This is a genomic window from Methyloversatilis discipulorum, assembly GCF_000527135.1.
Taxonomy (GTDB): Bacteria; Pseudomonadota; Gammaproteobacteria; order Burkholderiales; family Rhodocyclaceae; genus Methyloversatilis; species Methyloversatilis discipulorum.
On record NZ_AZUP01000001.1, the window covers coordinates 924,156 to 939,864 of the forward strand.

Sequence of the window (15,709 nt, forward strand, 5' to 3'; positions counted from 1 at the left end):
GGCAGCATTCGGTGTGCGTAGTCCGGACGGACTATCGCTCGTCATGCGCGCGCAACGCGTGCCGCGCATGGTTGCGGCTGAAACGACCTTCACGGAGCCGCAACATGAAATTCACATTTGGCGCAGCAGCGCTGGCCCTCGCTTTCGCCGCCCCGGTGCAGGCACAGATCGCCAGTCTCGATCTCACGAACTACACGCTGGTCGCCACCTACGATCTGCCCGCCGCACGCGCGTCCGAAGCGTCGGCCGTCACCTGGAACTGGGACAGCGACACGCTGTTCGTGGTCGGCGACGAGGGCGACTACGTGGTCGAGGTGAACAAGCAGGGCCAGCTGATCGGTTCGATGAACCTGTTCGGCTTCGACGACACCGAAGGCCTCACCTATGTTGGCAACGGCCAGTTCGCCATCGTCGAGGAACGTCTGCAGGACGTTTCGCTGTTCACCTATCAGGCAGGCGGCGCGGTTGGCCGCAACAACCTGCCGGCGGTGTCGGTCGGGCCGACGGTCGGCAACGTCGGCCTCGAGGACATTTCGTACGATCCGCTGAGCGGCCGCTTTGTACTGGTGAAGGAGAAGGTGCCGCAGGCGGTGTATGACGCGGCCCTCGACTTCGCCAATGGCAGCGCGTCGGTCACCGAACTGGTGCCGCCGGCCAATCCGTTCGCGCAGATCTTCGGCACGCTCGACCTGTCGGGCGTGCAGGTACTGAGCACGGTGCAGTCGCTGCACGGCACGGCCGACCAGGACAACCTGCTGGTGTTCAGCCAGGAAACGCCGCGCCTGATGGAAGTGAGTCGCAGCGGACAGATCCTGAGCAGCTTCGATTTCTCGGCCATCGCCAGTGATGCCGAGGGCGTCACCATCGACGGCAATGGCGTCATCTACATCGTCGGCGAAACGCCCCGCATGTATGTGCTGGCACCCACCGCACCGGTGCCCGAACCCGAAATGGCCGCGCTGATGCTGGCCGGCCTCGGTCTGATCGGCGCGATCGCGCGTCGTCGCATGTCCTTCTGATCCCTCTCAATCACACCGGAGACAACACGTCATGAACAAGCTCATCGCACTGCTTTTCGCCGCAGGTCTGGCCCCGCAACTGGCACACGCCGAAGTCCGCATCACCGAGTGGATGTACTCGGGTGGCAGCGGCGAATTCATCGAATTCACCAACCTCGGCGGCAGCGCCATCGACTTCACCGGCTGGAGCTATGACGACGACAGCCGTCTGCCGGGCGTGTTCGACCTGAGCGGCTTCGGCCTGGTCGGTGCCGGCGAATCGGTGGTCATCACCGAAATCGACGCCGACACCTTCCGTCTCGACTGGAACCTCGGCGCCAGCGTCAAGGTGCTGGGCGGCTACACCAACAACATCGGCCGCGCCGACGAACTGAATCTGTTCGACGCCTCGGGCTCGCTGGTCGACCGCCTGACCTACGGCGACAACAGCGCCGCCGGTGGCCCGCGCACCCAGGGCGCCAGTGGCCGCGCCTCGTCGGAAGCCGCGCTCGGCGCGAACGACGCAACGCTGTGGGTGCTGTCGTCGGTCGGCGACGCCGAAGGTTCCTACGTTTCGCTCAGCGGCGCCGTGGCCAGCCCGGGCGTCACCGCCTTCGCCGCCGCCGTGCCGGAACCCGAAACCTACGCCATGTTGCTGGCGGGTCTCGGCCTGATCGGCTTCGCCGCCCGCCGCCGCGGCTGATCGGCATCACGTGAGCCACGCAGTCCCGTCCGGCTGCGTGGCTCAACGGCAGCACAAGAACAAGAAAGCACGTCACCCGATCGGCGCGATCGACCCTTCGGACGATGGCGGGCGACAGGACATATGCGTAAAGATGACGGCACACACAACCTCGCCTGCCGACAGACGTCCCGAGGAACTCATCCGATGCGCACGCCGTTCGCCGCTGCTTTGCTGATTGGCACAGTTCTTCTCAGCCCAGTCGCACACGCCACATCCATCGCGGGAAACGTGTCCTGCAGCGGCGAGCTGAGCATCTCGTCCGACACCTATGGTCACCTGTCGTGCGCCGGCAACTTCTCCCTCAGCGACGCGGTGGTCACGGACCCGATCAAACTCGTGCTCGAAGCATCCGGCAGCCTGACGCTGCTGCGCTCTACCCTGGAAGCCCCCGAACTCGTGCTCGTCGCGCGGCAGATCGACATCGACTCCGATTCGACACTGCGGTCAGGCGGCGCCCTCGACACCATCGCCGCGACACCGCAACCCGTGTCACCTGCCCGCCCATTGTCATTGACCGGAAACGGTCCGCTGCCCACCCTGCCTGTGAATGGCACCGGTGGCGCAACGCTGACGCTGTCCGGCGGCGGCGGCCTGCCTAACCCGGGGCCCTCCGACCAGGGAGGCTCTCTCCAGCTGGGGCGCGATGGCGACGCTTCGGTCGCCATCGGCCCGAGTTCGAGCGGCGCTGGCGTACCTCCGCTGTCGATCGCGAGCACCGTGCCGGAGCCGTCAGCCGCCTTGCTGCTGGCCGCGGGCCTGGGGGTGATCGCGCTGCGGCGCAGCATGGGCGCTGACCGTCGATAGTCAGAATCTCACCCTTCGGGCGTATGCTGCGCCCATGAGCACGCTGTACGGCATCGATTTCACGTCGTCGCCCTCGGCCCGCAAGCCGATCACCGTCGCTCGCGGCACGGTGTCGCAGGATCGCGGGCTGATTCTGGAGGGCATCGAACGCTTTCCGTCCTGGGACGGATTCGAGGCGTTCCTGAATCGACCGGGCCCCTGGCTCGGCGCCTTCGACTTTCCGTTCGGACTGCCGCGCGAATCGGTGCTGGAGCATGGCTGGCCGACCGACTGGGCCGGCATGGTGCAGGCCATCTCGGCGCTCTCGCGCAGCGAATTCAAGAACATCGCGGACACCGAGCGCGCGCAACGGCCGGCGGGCCAGAAGTATCCGCACCGCGTGACCGACCGCCCCGCCGGCTCGCACAGCCCCCTCAAATTCGTGAATCCCCCTGTCGGCTGGATGTTCCAGGAAGGAGCACGGCGCCTGCTCGCGGCAGGTGTTCACATCCCGGGCATGCACGGTGGGGACGCCAGCCGCATCGCACTCGAGGCCTACCCCGGCTGGCTGGCGCGCAGCATCGTCGCCGGCTCCTACAAGAGCGAAAGCCCGGCCGGCCAGACACGCGAGCGCTTGGCGAACCGGATGCTGCTGGCCGAAGCGCTGTTGCGAGGCCAGCATCCTCTGGGCGTGCCGATGCGCTGTGAGGACACCGCCCTGCTCGAAACGATGACCACCGACGGTACCGGCGACACACTGGACTGCGTGCTCTGTCTGGTCCAAGCCGCGTGGGCATGGATGCGACGCGACGCCGGTTACGGCCTGCCGCTGCACATCGATCCGGTCGAGGGCTGGATTGTCGGCGTGTCTGCACCCGAGGCGGTCGCCGTCACGACGCACTGACCCGGCGCACCGGCTCGTCAATGGCCGGCGAGCAGCTTCTGCACCAGCGGATGCTGGACACGTCGCTCGGCCGAGATCGCGTAAAAGTGTTCGACCACTTCGGTACAGCGGCCGAGCAGCTGCAACTGGCGGTGGTGCGTGAATTCCTCGTGTGACCACTCGGTCGCCGGAAAGGCCCCGAGGCCGCTTTCACCGAAGGTGGCGAGCAGCGCACTGTCCTCGAATTCGCCAGCGACATGCGGATGCAGCCCCTTGCGTTCGAACCAGTCGTCGATGCGCGCGCGCACGGCCGAGTGGCGCGTCGGCAACAGCAGCGGCATGCGGTCAAGACAGGCCGGAAAGCCTTCTCCGGCCTGTGCCGCAAGCGCGGCCGGCGCGTACCAGGCGAGCGCGGCGTCACCGACCGCGTGGCTGTACACCCGCAGATTCGGATTGACCGGCGCCGGTCGGTCGGCCAGAACCACGTCGAGCTTGTGCAGGGCCAGATCGGCGAGCAACTCGTCGAAATTGCCCTCGACGCAGATCAGGTGCAGACCCGGCGTATCGGTGGCAGGTGCCAGCAAATGGCGCGCAGCCGGTTTCGGCAGGCCGTCCGAAATGCCTACCGACAGCCGCACGCCCTGCGCCTGGGCCGCTTCGCGCACGGCCAGCGGCAGTTGCTCGCCGAGCTGGAAGATCTGTTCCGCCAGACGCAGCGCCGCGCTGCCTGCCGGTGTCAGCTCGACTGTGCGGCCCGACGGCTTGAACAGCGCATGACCGAGCGCGCGCTCGAGTTCGCGGATCTGCGTGCTCACCGTCTGCACCGCCATGTCCAGCCGCTCGGCAGCGCGGGCGATGCCGCCTTCCTTGGTGGCAACCCAGAAGTAATAGAGGTGGCGGTAGTTGAGCATGGTCGCCTGAAACTTCGTAATTAACGAAGTAAAACTACTACAAACATCCATTTTTAGGAAACGCATGCGCGCGTAAGGTGGCGGCTCCATCCCACACAGGAGGTCCGCCATGGAAGTCATCGTCGAATCACGGAATCCGGAAGTCAGTGCCCTGCGCAGCGTGGCCGAGAACCGGCTGCGCTTCGTGCTGCGGCGACTCGCCTGGCGCGTGCCGAGAGCGAAGGTGAGGCTCGACGACACCAATGGTCCGCGTGGTGGCGTCGACAAGGAGGTACGCGTCGAACTGCAGATGATCGGCAGCGAACCGGTGGTGGTCAGCGCCCGCTCGCGCGACTGGCGCGGTGCGCTCGATGCCGCCTTCGCCCGCGCTGCACAGCGCCTGGTGCGCACGGTACGCCGCGCCCGGCAGCACTCATCCGCCCGGACACTGAATTTCCAGACCGAATGAGCCCGCGCGATCGGGCGCATCCGTCTCAACGCTTTCAACGAATGGAGTAATACAGACATGGAACATCGATATCCCCGTACCACCCCGCTCGGCCTGCGCGCCGAGGTCGCCGATGCAGTCGTTATCGACGGTGCCGGCCGCAAGGTGCTGCGCAACACCTATATGTTGCTCGGCATGAATCTGGCGTTCAGTGCCCTGATCGCCTACGTCGCCATGGCAGCGCGCTGGCCGGCGCCCGGCATCCTGCTGACGCTGGCCGGCTACTTCGGCCTGCTGTTCGCGGTCAACAAGTTCCGCGACAGCGGCGCAGGCGTGCTGCTCACCTTCGCGCTGACCGGCTTCATGGGCTACACCATCGGCCCGCTGCTGAACGCGGTGATGAGCCTGCCCGGCGGCAACCAGACCATCACGCTGGCGCTCGGCGCCACCGCCGGTGTCTTCCTCGCGATGTCCGGCTGGGCGACGGTGACGAAGCGTGACCTGTCGGGCATGGGCAGCTTCCTGTTCATCGGCATGGTGGTGGCGATCCTGGCGGGTCTGGGTGCCATGTTCTTCCAGATCCCGGCGCTGTCGCTGACCGTGTCCGCGGCCGTGGTGCTGCTGATGGCCGGCATGATCGCCTTCGAAACGCAGCGCATCGTGCGCGGAGGTGAGACGAACTACGTGATGGCCACCACCGGCCTGTTCGTGTCCATCTTCAACCTCTTTACCTCGCTGCTCCAGCTGTTCGGCTTCATGGGCAGCAGCAACGACTGACACTCCTCCGGTGCGATCCCGGTTGTCCGCGCGCGGCGCCTGCCGCCCGCGGACTTTTTTTCGTCCCGCAACGCGGCCGTGCCGGCTCAAGAAACTGGGAAATGCACCCGTTACCCTGCAGGACGGGTAGCCGCAGCACCCGGGCAACACACAACACATACGCCCGCCGGAGGAGCCATGTTGAAGAATCTGAGTGTGCGCAAGGCCTTTGCACTGTTCGGCGCCTCGTCGGCGCTGGTCTGCTGCGCCGTGCTGAACGTCGCCTCCGGCTGGGAGAACTGGCCCGTGCAGATCAGTGCTTCGCTGGCTCTGCTGCTCGGCGGCGCCCTCACCGGCACCCTGATCGGCCGCTTCTACGGCCAGCGCGCCGAAGTGATCGTCGGCGGCCTCAACGCGCTGGCCAAGGGCCACCTGGACTGCAAGCTGAGCCTCGACGGCAAGGACGATTTCGCCTGGCTGTGCTACGAGTACAACGCGGCCCGCAAGGCCGTAAAGCAGCTGGTCGAGCGCGTGCAAGGACTGTCGGGCACGCTGACCAGTGCCGCGGTGGACCTGTCCACCTTCTCCGGTGCCGCGCGCGAGAACGGAACGCGTCAGCTCGATTCGATCCGCGCCGTCGGCAGCGCGATCGAACAGATGAGCGGCAACATCCGCGAGGTCGAGTCGCTGTCGCACGAGGCGAGCGAACTGGCGCGCAGCGCCGGCGAAGCATCGCAGGCGGGCAAGACCACGCTGCAGGCATCGCTGACCAGCGTACATGCCGCCTCCGACAAGATGGCCAGCTCGCTCACCGTGATCGAGCAGTTGGTCGAGGACTCGCGTGCGATCAACCGCATCAATGAACTGATCAAGGAACTGTCCGATCAGACCAACCTGCTGGCGCTGAACGCCGCCATCGAGGCCGCCCGTGCCGGCGAACAGGGTCGTGGCTTTGCCGTGGTGGCCGACGAGGTGCGCAAGCTCGCGCAGCGCAGCCAGGCGTCGGCAAACGACATCAGCCAACTGGTGGTGCGCATCCGCGACGACGCCGAACAGACGATCGCGCTGGTCCGCAGTTCGAGCGAGGAAGTGAATGGCGCCACGCAGAACACGGCGGCTGCGGTCAGCGAGTTCGACGACATCCTGCAGCGCCTGCTCGAACTGTCAGGCAAGTCGACCACGATCAGCAGCAGCCTCAGCGTGCAGAACGCTGCGGTGAGCGAGATCGTGCGCAATAACGACGTCTTGTTCGCGCTGTCGGAAGAGAGCGCGCACGGTGCGCAGGAAACCGCCCGGCAGGGCAATGAAGTGGCCAGCGCGGCACAGACGCTGCAAGCCGCCGTGCAGGCCTTCAAGACCTGATCACCTCGGGCACCCCGCGGACGGCGTCGCCTGCACCCGTCGGCAAATCCGACTCCAAGTACGCAGCAAGGCAGGCATCCGAGACAAATGGCAAGCGGCATCCGCACACTGTTCAGTCCCGCCATCCGACTGATGAACCGGCTGGACTACCCCCGCAAGTTCGCGGTGCTGGGCTCCATGGTGCTGTTCGCCTTCGCGGTCGTCGTCTACAACCTCTACACCAGTCTGAGCTCGGACATCCGCGCGGCCCGGTACGAGCTTGAAGGCATCGCGCGCATCCGTACGCTGACGCACGTCGTGCAGTCGCTGCAGAAGCATCGCGGCCTGGTTGCCGGCGAACTGGGCGGCGTCGCAACGATGCGACCCGAGCGCGAAGCGCGCGAAGCAGAGGTCACCGCCGCCTTCGAAGCGCTGGTGCAGGCACTCCCGCGCGATCTGACCACCAGCCGCGACTTCTTCGAGATGCGCACCGACTGGGAACGCCTGCGCATGCAGGGGCCGGGCTGGTCTCCGGAAATCAGCTTCGAGGTGCACACGCGGCTGATCGAGCAGATGCTCAACTTCGAAGCCGACGTTGCTGACCGCTACCTGCTCACGCTGGACCCGGAACCGGCGTCCTACTACCTGATCGACAGCAGCGTGAGCAAGCTGCCGGCGACGATAGAACGACTCGGCAGGGTACGTGCCTTCGGCACCGTCATCCTTTCGGCCGGATCGGCGACGACGCAGCAGGTGATCGAGATGTCGGCGCTGGTCGCCGAACTCGATGCGGCGCGCAAGAGCGCCAGTTACAACATCGAAAAGACCGGCCGCTACAACCCCTCGTTGCAGGAAACGGTGTCGAGATCAGCGGCGGACATTGCCGACTCGCTGGGCAACATCGTGCGTCAGGTCGAGACGCAGTTGCTGGCGTCGTCCGCACACACCCTGTTGTCTCCGCAGCTGTTCTTTGACGGCACGACGGCGGCCATCGACCGCATCTATCAGCAGATCGAACAGTCGCTGCTGCCGACCGCCGAGGCGCTGATCCGCCAGCGCATCGACCGGCTCGACCATGCGCTCAAAACCACCCTCGGCGTCGCCCTGCTGCTGCTCGGCGGCGCCGCCTACTGCATCATCGGCGGCTATTTCGCCATTACCCGCACGGTGGCCGAACTTGCCGCCTCGGCACACGCTCTGGCGGGCGGTGATCTGAAGGTACGCATCCGCCCGGACAGCCAGGACGAGCTGGCGCAGGTGGCCGCCAGCTTCAACGAGATGGCGGACGGGCTGACCGGTCTGATGGCGGCGCGCGAGGAAGACGAGGCGCGCATGCGCGCCATCATCGAATCGGCTCTCGACGCTGTGGTACAGATGAACGCCGATGGCCTGATCACTGGCTGGAATCTGCAGGCTGAGCGGATATTCGGCTGGTCGCGCGCGGACGTGATGGGCCGGCCTATGCACGACGTGATCATTCCCCCGGAACATCGCGACGCCCACGTGCGCGGCCTGAAGCACTTCATCACGTCCGGCGTCGGCCCGGTGCTGAACAAGCGGATCAAGATCAGCGGCCGTCATCGTCAAGGACACGATCTGCCGATCGAACTGACCATTTCCGCGAACATGCATCGTGGCACCTACGAATTCAGCGCCTTCATCCGCGACATCACGGAACAGAAGCGCACCGAGGAACTGATCTGGACGCAGGCGAACTACGACGTGCTGACCCAGCTGCCGAACCGCCGCATGTTCCGCGACCGGCTGGAGCAGGCGCTGCGCACGTCGCATCGCAGCGGCCGTCCGATGGTGCTGATGTTCATCGACCTCGATCGCTTCAAGGACGTGAACGACGCATTTGGCCACCAGACCGGTGACCAGGTGCTGATCGAGGCTGCGCGTCGCATCCGCGCCTGCGTGCGCGAATCCGACACGGTGGCGCGACTGGGCGGCGACGAGTTCACCGTCATCCTGTCGGAACAGGACGACCCCGCCGGAACCGAACGCATCGCTGGCGAGGTGCTGCGGGCGCTGCAGGCGCCGTTCGAACTCGGTCATGCCCACGCTCATCTGTCGGCCAGCATCGGCATCACCGTCTATCCGCAGGACGGCACCGACGCCGACAGCCTGATCCGCAACGCCGACCAGGCGATGTACGGCGCCAAGGATGCCGGGCGCGACCGCTTCAACCACTTCGTCAGTTCGATGCAGGAGGCCGCCCTCCGGCGCCAGCAACTGGTGCAGGATCTGCGCACCGCGGTCGACAACGACCAGTTCGTGCTGCATTACCAGCCCATCATCAGCCTCGCCACCGGTCGCATCCACAAGACCGAGGCGCTGCTGCGCTGGATGCACCCGGAGCGCGGTCTGGTCAGCCCGGCCGATTTCATTCCGCTCGCCGAGGAAACCGGCCTCATCGTGCCGATCGGCGACCACGTGTTCCGCGACGCGACACGCCAGTTGCTGCACTGGCGTGAGCACTACGTCCAGGAGCTGCAGATGGGCGTGAACATGTCACCGGCCCAGTTCGCGCGCAGCGAGTGCCACGCCAGCTGGATCGCCCACATGCAAGCACTCGGCCTGCCGGGCGACAGCGTGGTGATAGAAATCACCGAAAGCCTGCTGCTCGACGCCAGCAGCAGCGTTTCACGACAACTGCAGACATTCCGCGAGGCGGGCATGCAGATTTCGATCGACGACTTCGGCACCGGCTACTCGGCGCTGTCCTATCTGAGCAAGTTCGACATGGACTACCTGAAGATCGACCAGTCCTTCGTCCGCAACATGACGGTCGATCCCTCCGGTACCGCCCTGCCCGAGGCCATCGTGCTGCTGGCGCACAAGCTGGGCATCAAGGTGGTGGCGGAAGGCGTAGAGACGGTGACGCAGCGCGACATTCTGGACGCGCTGGGCTGCGATTACGCGCAGGGTTACCTGTTCGCGAAACCGCTGCCGGCTGCGGAGTTCGAGGCGCTGCTGCGGGCACAGCAGGCCTCGCCGCACAGCTTCGCGCAGATGATGGGCGTGAGCTGAAGAAGGCCGGCGCGAGCGCGCCGGCCCCGGAGTGGATCAGCCGGCCGCTGCGCTGCCGCTCATCGCCAGCATGAGCTGGTTCATCCGCCGCACGAAACTGGCCGGATCTTCGAGCGCCCCGCCTTCGGCCAGCAGGGCCTGGTCGAACAGCACGCCGGCCCAGTCGTCGAAGTGCGCTTCCTCGCCGCGCAGCCGTTGCACCACCGGGTGCTGCGGATTGATCTCGAGAATGGGCTTGGCCAGCGGCGCTTCCTGCCCGGCCGACTTCAGGATGCGGGCCAGGTTGCCGCCGATGTCGAATTCGTCCGACACCAGGCAGGCCGGCGACTCGGTCAGACGGTGCGTGATGCGCACCTCCTTCACCCGCTCGACCAGACTGGCCTGCAGCTTGTCGACCAGCGGCTTGAATTCGCCTTCGTCGCGCTCCAGCGCCTTCTTTTCTTCCTCGTCAGCCAGCGCGCCGAGGTCGAGGCCGCCCTTGGCGACCGACACCAGCTGCTTGCCATCGAAGTCGTTCATGTTGCCGACCACCCACTCGTCGATGCGGTCGGACAGCAGCAGCACCTCGATACCCTTCTTGCGGAACACTTCGAGGTGCGGACTGTTCTTCGCCGCCTTGAAGGTTTCGGCGGTGACGTAATAGATCTTGTCCTGACCTTCCTTCATGCGGCCGATGTAGTCGGCGAAGGACACCGACTGTTCCTCGGTGTCGAGATGGGTCGAGGCGAAGCGCAGCAGGCCGGCCACCTTTTCGCGGTTGGCCTGGTCCTCGCCCACGCCTTCCTTCAGCACGCGGCCGAATTCCTTCCAGAAGGTGGCGTACTTGTCCTTCTGGTTTTCGGCGAGTTCTTCCAGCACCGACAGGATCTTCTTCGTGCAGCCGGAGCGGATGGTGTCGATGTCGCGGCTTTCCTGCAGGATTTCGCGCGACACGTTGAGCGGCAGGTCGGCCGAATCGACCACGCCGCGCACGAAGCGCAGATAGGCCGGCAGCAGCTTCTCGGCGTCGTCCATGATGAACACGCGGCGCACGTAGAGCTTCAGGCCGTGGCTGGCGTTGCGGTCCCACATGTCGAACGGCGCGCGCGACGGAATGTAGAGCAGCTGCGTGTACTCGTGACGGCCCTCGACGCGGGTATGGGTCCATGCCAGCGGATCGCTGAAGTCGTGGGCGACGTGCTTGTAGAACTCGACGTACTGCTCGTCGCTGATGTCCGACTTCGAGCGGGTCCACAGCGCGCTGGCCTGATTGACCGTTTCGTCCTCGTCGGTCATCACCTGCTCACCATCCTTCCACTCCTCTTTCTTCATCACCACCGGCTGCAGGATGTGGTCGGAGTATTCGCGGATGATGGAGCGCAGCTTGAAGCCGGACAGCAGTTCGTCCTGGTCCTCGCGCAGATGCAGCACGATCTCGGTGCCGCGGTCGGCCTTGGTGATGGATTCCACCGAATACTCGCCGGCGGTATCGCCGGTCATCGAGCAGGACCAGCGCACGCCCTGTTCGGCGGGCAGACCGGCGCGACGGGTGTTCACGGTGACGGTGTCGGCGACGATGAAGGCCGAGTAGAAACCGACGCCGAACTGGCCGATCAGATTGGCGTCCTTCTTCTGGTCGCCGGTCAGGCTGGAGAAGAACTCCTTGGTACCGCTGCGGGCGATGGTGCCCAGATGCGAAATCGCATCGTCGCGCGACATGCCGATGCCGTTGTCGGTGATGGTGATGGTGCGCGCCGCCTTGTCGTAGGCGACGCGGATCTTCAGGTCGGCATCGGATTCGAACAGCGCCGGGTTGGCGATGGCTTCGAAGCGCAGCTTGTCGCAGGCGTCCGAGGCGTTGCTCACCAGTTCGCGCAGGAAGATGTCGCGGTTGCTGTATAGCGAGTGGATCATCAGGTGCAGCAGCTGCTTCACCTCGGCCTGGAAATTCATGGTCTGGGCGGTTGCGGTGTCCGACATGACAACTCCGAATCAGTAGACGTAGGGTGGAATGACAACGGCGGGATATGGAGACTTCCCCCCGGCATTTCAAGACCCCGCTATGCTGTCGGGTCCACAGAATGTTTTCATGCCGATGACCACCCGCACCAAACTGGGTTTGCCGCGCAAATCCGACGACAACACGCCGACCGACCGTGATCCGGCCCGCAAGCCGGTGCGCAACAGCACGGCCAAGTCGCGCACGCTGAGCCGCAACACGACGCAGGTCGCGCCGGCCGCCAAGTCCTACGCCAAACCCGCCGCCAAGGACGTTCCGGCGCGCAAGCCGCGTTCAGCGCGTCCGGATGGCGACCGTCCGCCGCGCAAGGAATTCGGTGACCGCCCGCCGCGCCCGTCCGGCGAAAAGCGCGAATGGACGCCCCGCCCTGACCGCGACGCCCGTCCGCCGCGCGCCGAATCCGGCGAGCGCAAGCCCTGGGAAAACCGCGAGCGCCCCGCCCGCAGCGAGTCGGGCGGCAATTTTGGCGAGCGCCCGCCGCGCAAGGAATACGGTGACCGTCCGCCGCGCCCGGCTGGCGAGAAGCGCGAATGGACGCCGCGTCCGGATCGCGACGCCCGCCCGCCGCGCGCCGAATCCGGTGAGCGCAAGCCGTGGGAGAACCGCGAGCGCCCGGCCCGCAGCGAGTCAGGCGGGAATTCCGGTGAGCGTCCGCCGCGCAAGGAATTCGGTGATCGGCCGCCGCGCCCGGCCGGCGAAAAGCGCGAATGGGCGCCGCGTCCGGATCGCGATGCCCGCCCGCCGCGCGCCGAATCTGGCGAGCGCAAGCCGTGGGAAAACCGCGAGCGCCCGGCCCGCAGCGAGTCGGGCGGCAATTTTGGCGAACGCCCGCCGCGCAAGGACTTCGGTGACCGTCCGCCGCGCCCGGCTGGCGAAAAGCGTGAATGGGCACCGCGTCCGGATCGCGACGCCCGCCCGCCGCGCGCCGAATCCGGCGAGCGCAAGCCCTGGGAGAACCGCAAACGCCCGACCCGCAGCGAGTCGGGTGGGAATGCAGGCGAACGCCCGCCGCGTCGCAGCGAGGGCGACAGCCGCCCTGCCCGCGCAGGCAGCGATTTCAAGCCGCGCCCGCCGAAAGCGGCGCCGGTGCGTCCGGCCAAGGCCTGGGATGAGCGCGATACCGACAAGCTGGGGCGTGTGAAGGCCGAACAAGGCGACGACGGCGACGAGGCGAAGGACGGCATCCGCGTGTCGCGCTGGCTGGCCGACCGCGGTGCCGCATCGCGTCGCGAGGCGGACGACTGGATCGCCCGCGGCTGGGTCACCGTCGATGGCGAAGTGGCGCTGCTGGGCCAGCGCGTGCTGCCGCACCAGAAGGTCGAGGTGCACAAGCAGGCGCGCGCCGACCAGGCGCTGCGCGTGACCGTGCTGATGCACAAGCCGGTCGGCTACGTCAGCGGTCAGGCCGAAGACGGCCACGAACCGGCCAGCGTGCTTTTCCTGCCGGAGAACCAGTGGGCCGGCGACCGCTCGGGTCTGAAATTCAACCGCAACCACCTGCGCGGCCTGGCCCCGGCCGGTCGTCTCGACATCGATTCGCACGGCCTGCTGGTGCTGACCCAGGACGGCCGCGTCGCCCGCCAGCTGATCGGGGAGGACTCGACCATCGAGAAGGAATACCTCGTCCGCGTCAGGGCGACGAAGCCCTTCGGTCACGGCGCGCTGTCCGAGGACTTTCCCGAGGAATCGCTGAAGCTGCTGAACCACGGGCTGGAGCTGGACGGCGAAGCGCTGAAGCCGGCCAAGGTGAGCTGGCAGAACGAGGAGCAGATGCGCTTCGTGCTGCGCGAGGGCAAGAAGCGCCAGATCCGCCGCATGTGCGAACTGGTCGGCCTCGAAGTCGTCGCGCTCAAACGCGTGCGCATCGGCCGCGTTCCGCTGGCCGACCTGCCGGTCGGCAAGTGGCGTTACCTGCGCAAGGACGAGCTGTTCTGAGCGCCTGACGGCGTCACGCCACGTCGAGCGCCGGCACCTCCGGCGCCGCGTCGTTGGCGCTGCAACCGGCGGTCTGCACGTGCAGGCCGCCGCCGCTGGCCTTGGCCTGCCGTTTGGCGCTGGCCGCGGCCGAAGCGACCTCCTCGGCGGTACGGAAGCCGCCGCCCTGCCCCAGCACCACGCCGGCACACAGCGTGGTGAGCGGAAAGCGCGTGCGGTTGCCCTTGCGGTCCTCGCCCTCCATGTGACCGCTGGCCAGCTCTTCCGCATTGAACAGGCCGCGTGCCTCGGCATTGAAGCGGGCGATGATGCGCTCGCAGCGCGCCTGCCAGTCCTCGCTCTGAAACAGCACGATGAAGTCGTCGCCGCCGACGTGGCCGACGAAGTCGCGCAGCGGGTCCGCCTCCTGCTGGATGCTGCGCGCCGCCAGCTTGATCATTTCGTCGCCCCGGTAATAGCCGTAGAGGTCGTTGAAGGGCTTGAAGTTGTTCAGGTCGAAGTAGGACGCCGCATAGCTGGCCCGCCCCGCCATCAGCCGCTGCAGGTGTTCGGTGATCGGAATATTGCCCGGCAGGAAGGTGAGCGGATTGGCGTGCCGCGCCGCTTCGATGCGCATTTCGGTCACCGCGCGCACCAGGCTCTCTCCGGTCGCCACGCCGACGTAGCGGCCGTGTTCGGTGACGACGAAACCATCGTACAGATAGCGCTGATCCTCGCCCGCCAGCACGGTGCTCATCGATTCCAGCGGCGTGCTGCGCTCGACGCGCAGCGGGTTCGGATTCATGAACAGCGCACACGGCCTCTTGCCGTACACCTCCTTGTGATACGGCTGGGTGTACAGGTCCATGAAGCTGCGCCGGTTGATCAGCCCGACCGGAATGCCCTGCTCCAGCACCGGCAGCGCCAGCAGCTCCGGGTGATCGGCAAACACCTGCACCACCGACAGGTTGGGCGTGTCCGGCTCGACCGCAGGCGCCGAGATCGCCAGCCGGCTCACCGTGCCGGTGCTCATGTCGCGATGCGGCGTGTCCGGCAGTACGGCGATCTGCCGCGACTGCATCAGCGCGATCACCGCCGGCTGCATGTGACTGACCGTCTGGCCCTGCGGCCGCCCGAGCAGATAGCCCTGGCCGAAATGCACACCGAGGTCGCGCAGCACCGCCAGTTCGGCCTCGTGCTCGATGCCCTCAGCCACCAGTTCGGCGCCGAAGGAGCGCGCCAGCTGTACCGCGGCACGCACCGCCTCGACGCGTCGGCTGTCGGTGTGGATGCCGTGCGTGAAGTAGCGGTCGAGCTTCACCCGCGGCGGCGCCAGTTCGGCCCACAGACGCAGGCTGGAGCGCCCGTCGCCGAAGTCGTCGAGTGCGACGACGATGCCCAGCGCCGACAGCCGCGCCTGGCTGACGCGCAGCGAATCGACGTCGGTCACCCGTTCGTGTTCGGTCAGTTCCAGCACCAGGCGTGCCGGTGACAGCGCGTGCCCGGCCAGCAGCGACAGCAGGCCGACGCAACCCTCCGAGCCGAGATGACGGATGGTGCCGGCGCTGCAATTGACATAGAGCTGGCCCGGCGTCGCCGGATCGAACTGGCGCACCGCCGCCTCGACGCAGGCGATTTCGAGTTCGGCTTCGAGGCCGATGGAACGCGCAGTGGCGAACAGCACCGCCGGCAGGTGCAGCGCACCGCCCTCGGGGCCGCGCACCAGCGCTTCGTGCGCCACGACGGCCGCGTCATCGAGGCGGACGATGGGCTGGAACACCATGCCCAGCGCGCGGCCATCGATCAATGCGCGCAGCGCGGTCTGGTTCAGCTTGTCGGAAGAGGTGTGCATGTCTGTCTGTTGTATTCATGGACCCGAGTGCCTATCGGCAGCGAGGCCGCCAGCTTTCGTGAAGCTT

12 protein-coding genes are annotated in these 15,709 nt (G+C 66.6%); 9 read left to right on the top strand and 3 right to left on the bottom strand.

The features are described 5' to 3' along the window. The first annotated feature begins 104 nt into the window (after positions 1-104). The 4 genes from METFAM1_RS0104160 (at position 105) to METFAM1_RS0104175 (ending at position 3,430) form a co-directional block, all read left to right on the top strand. Positions 105-1,019: an SdiA-regulated domain-containing protein gene (locus tag METFAM1_RS0104160; RefSeq protein ID WP_019918316.1), complete on the top strand. Its 915-nt coding sequence runs from the start codon at positions 105-107 to the stop codon at positions 1,017-1,019. Between the two features lie 31 nt (positions 1,020-1,050). Further along, positions 1,051-1,701: an FxDxF family PEP-CTERM protein gene (locus METFAM1_RS0104165; protein ID WP_019918317.1), complete on the top strand. Its 651-nt coding sequence runs from the start codon at positions 1,051-1,053 to the stop codon at positions 1,699-1,701. A gap of 186 nt (positions 1,702-1,887) precedes the next feature. Beyond that, positions 1,888-2,547, top strand: coding sequence for a PEP-CTERM sorting domain-containing protein (locus METFAM1_RS0104170; protein WP_081627191.1), 660 nt, complete (start codon positions 1,888-1,890; stop codon positions 2,545-2,547). Between the two features lie 34 nt (positions 2,548-2,581). Next, on the top strand, positions 2,582-3,430 hold the full coding sequence (locus METFAM1_RS0104175; RefSeq protein WP_019918320.1) for a hypothetical protein: 849 nt from the start codon (positions 2,582-2,584) through the stop codon (positions 3,428-3,430). A 17-nt stretch (positions 3,431-3,447) separates the two neighbouring features. Here the strand turns inward: METFAM1_RS0104175 and METFAM1_RS0104180 are convergent, their stop codons facing one another. Continuing rightward, positions 3,448-4,320, bottom strand: a complete 873-nt coding sequence (locus METFAM1_RS0104180) for a LysR family transcriptional regulator (RefSeq protein ID WP_019918321.1) — start codon at positions 4,318-4,320, stop codon at positions 3,448-3,450. Between the two features lie 109 nt (positions 4,321-4,429). Here METFAM1_RS0104180 and METFAM1_RS0104185 point away from each other — a divergent pair, with 109 nt between their 5' ends. The 4 genes from METFAM1_RS0104185 to METFAM1_RS0104200 all read left to right on the top strand — a co-directional run bounded on the left by METFAM1_RS0104185 (position 4,430) and on the right by METFAM1_RS0104200 (position 9,877). Continuing rightward, the gene (locus METFAM1_RS0104185) at positions 4,430-4,768 is read left to right on the top strand and encodes an HPF/RaiA family ribosome-associated protein (protein ID WP_019918322.1); all 339 of its coding nucleotides are present in this window, start codon (positions 4,430-4,432) and stop codon (positions 4,766-4,768) included. 57 nt (positions 4,769-4,825) lie between these two features. After that, positions 4,826-5,524: a Bax inhibitor-1/YccA family protein gene (locus METFAM1_RS0104190; protein ID WP_019918323.1), complete on the top strand. Its 699-nt coding sequence runs from the start codon at positions 4,826-4,828 to the stop codon at positions 5,522-5,524. Positions 5,525-5,701: 177 nt separating this feature from the next. Then, on the top strand, positions 5,702-6,865 hold the full coding sequence (locus tag METFAM1_RS0104195; RefSeq protein WP_019918324.1) for a methyl-accepting chemotaxis protein: 1,164 nt from the start codon (positions 5,702-5,704) through the stop codon (positions 6,863-6,865). 87 nt (positions 6,866-6,952) lie between these two features. Continuing rightward, entirely contained in the window at positions 6,953-9,877 is a 2,925-nt protein-coding gene (locus tag METFAM1_RS0104200) for an EAL domain-containing protein (RefSeq protein WP_019918325.1), read from the top strand. Positions 9,878-9,913: 36 nt separating this feature from the next. On the opposite strand, the gene htpG is transcribed toward METFAM1_RS0104200, so the two are convergent. Next, positions 9,914-11,836, bottom strand: coding sequence for a molecular chaperone HtpG (gene htpG, locus METFAM1_RS0104205; protein WP_019918326.1), 1,923 nt, complete (start codon positions 11,834-11,836; stop codon positions 9,914-9,916). A 109-nt stretch (positions 11,837-11,945) separates the two neighbouring features. On the opposite strand from htpG, the gene METFAM1_RS21155 reads away from it, so the two are divergent. Beyond that, positions 11,946-13,811: a pseudouridine synthase gene (locus METFAM1_RS21155; protein ID WP_232419648.1), complete on the top strand. Its 1,866-nt coding sequence runs from the start codon at positions 11,946-11,948 to the stop codon at positions 13,809-13,811. A gap of 13 nt (positions 13,812-13,824) precedes the next feature. On the opposite strand, the gene METFAM1_RS0104215 is transcribed toward METFAM1_RS21155, so the two are convergent. Next, positions 13,825-15,642, bottom strand: a complete 1,818-nt coding sequence (locus tag METFAM1_RS0104215; RefSeq protein WP_019918329.1) for an EAL domain-containing protein — start codon at positions 15,640-15,642, stop codon at positions 13,825-13,827. Positions 15,643-15,709 lie beyond the last annotated feature (67 nt).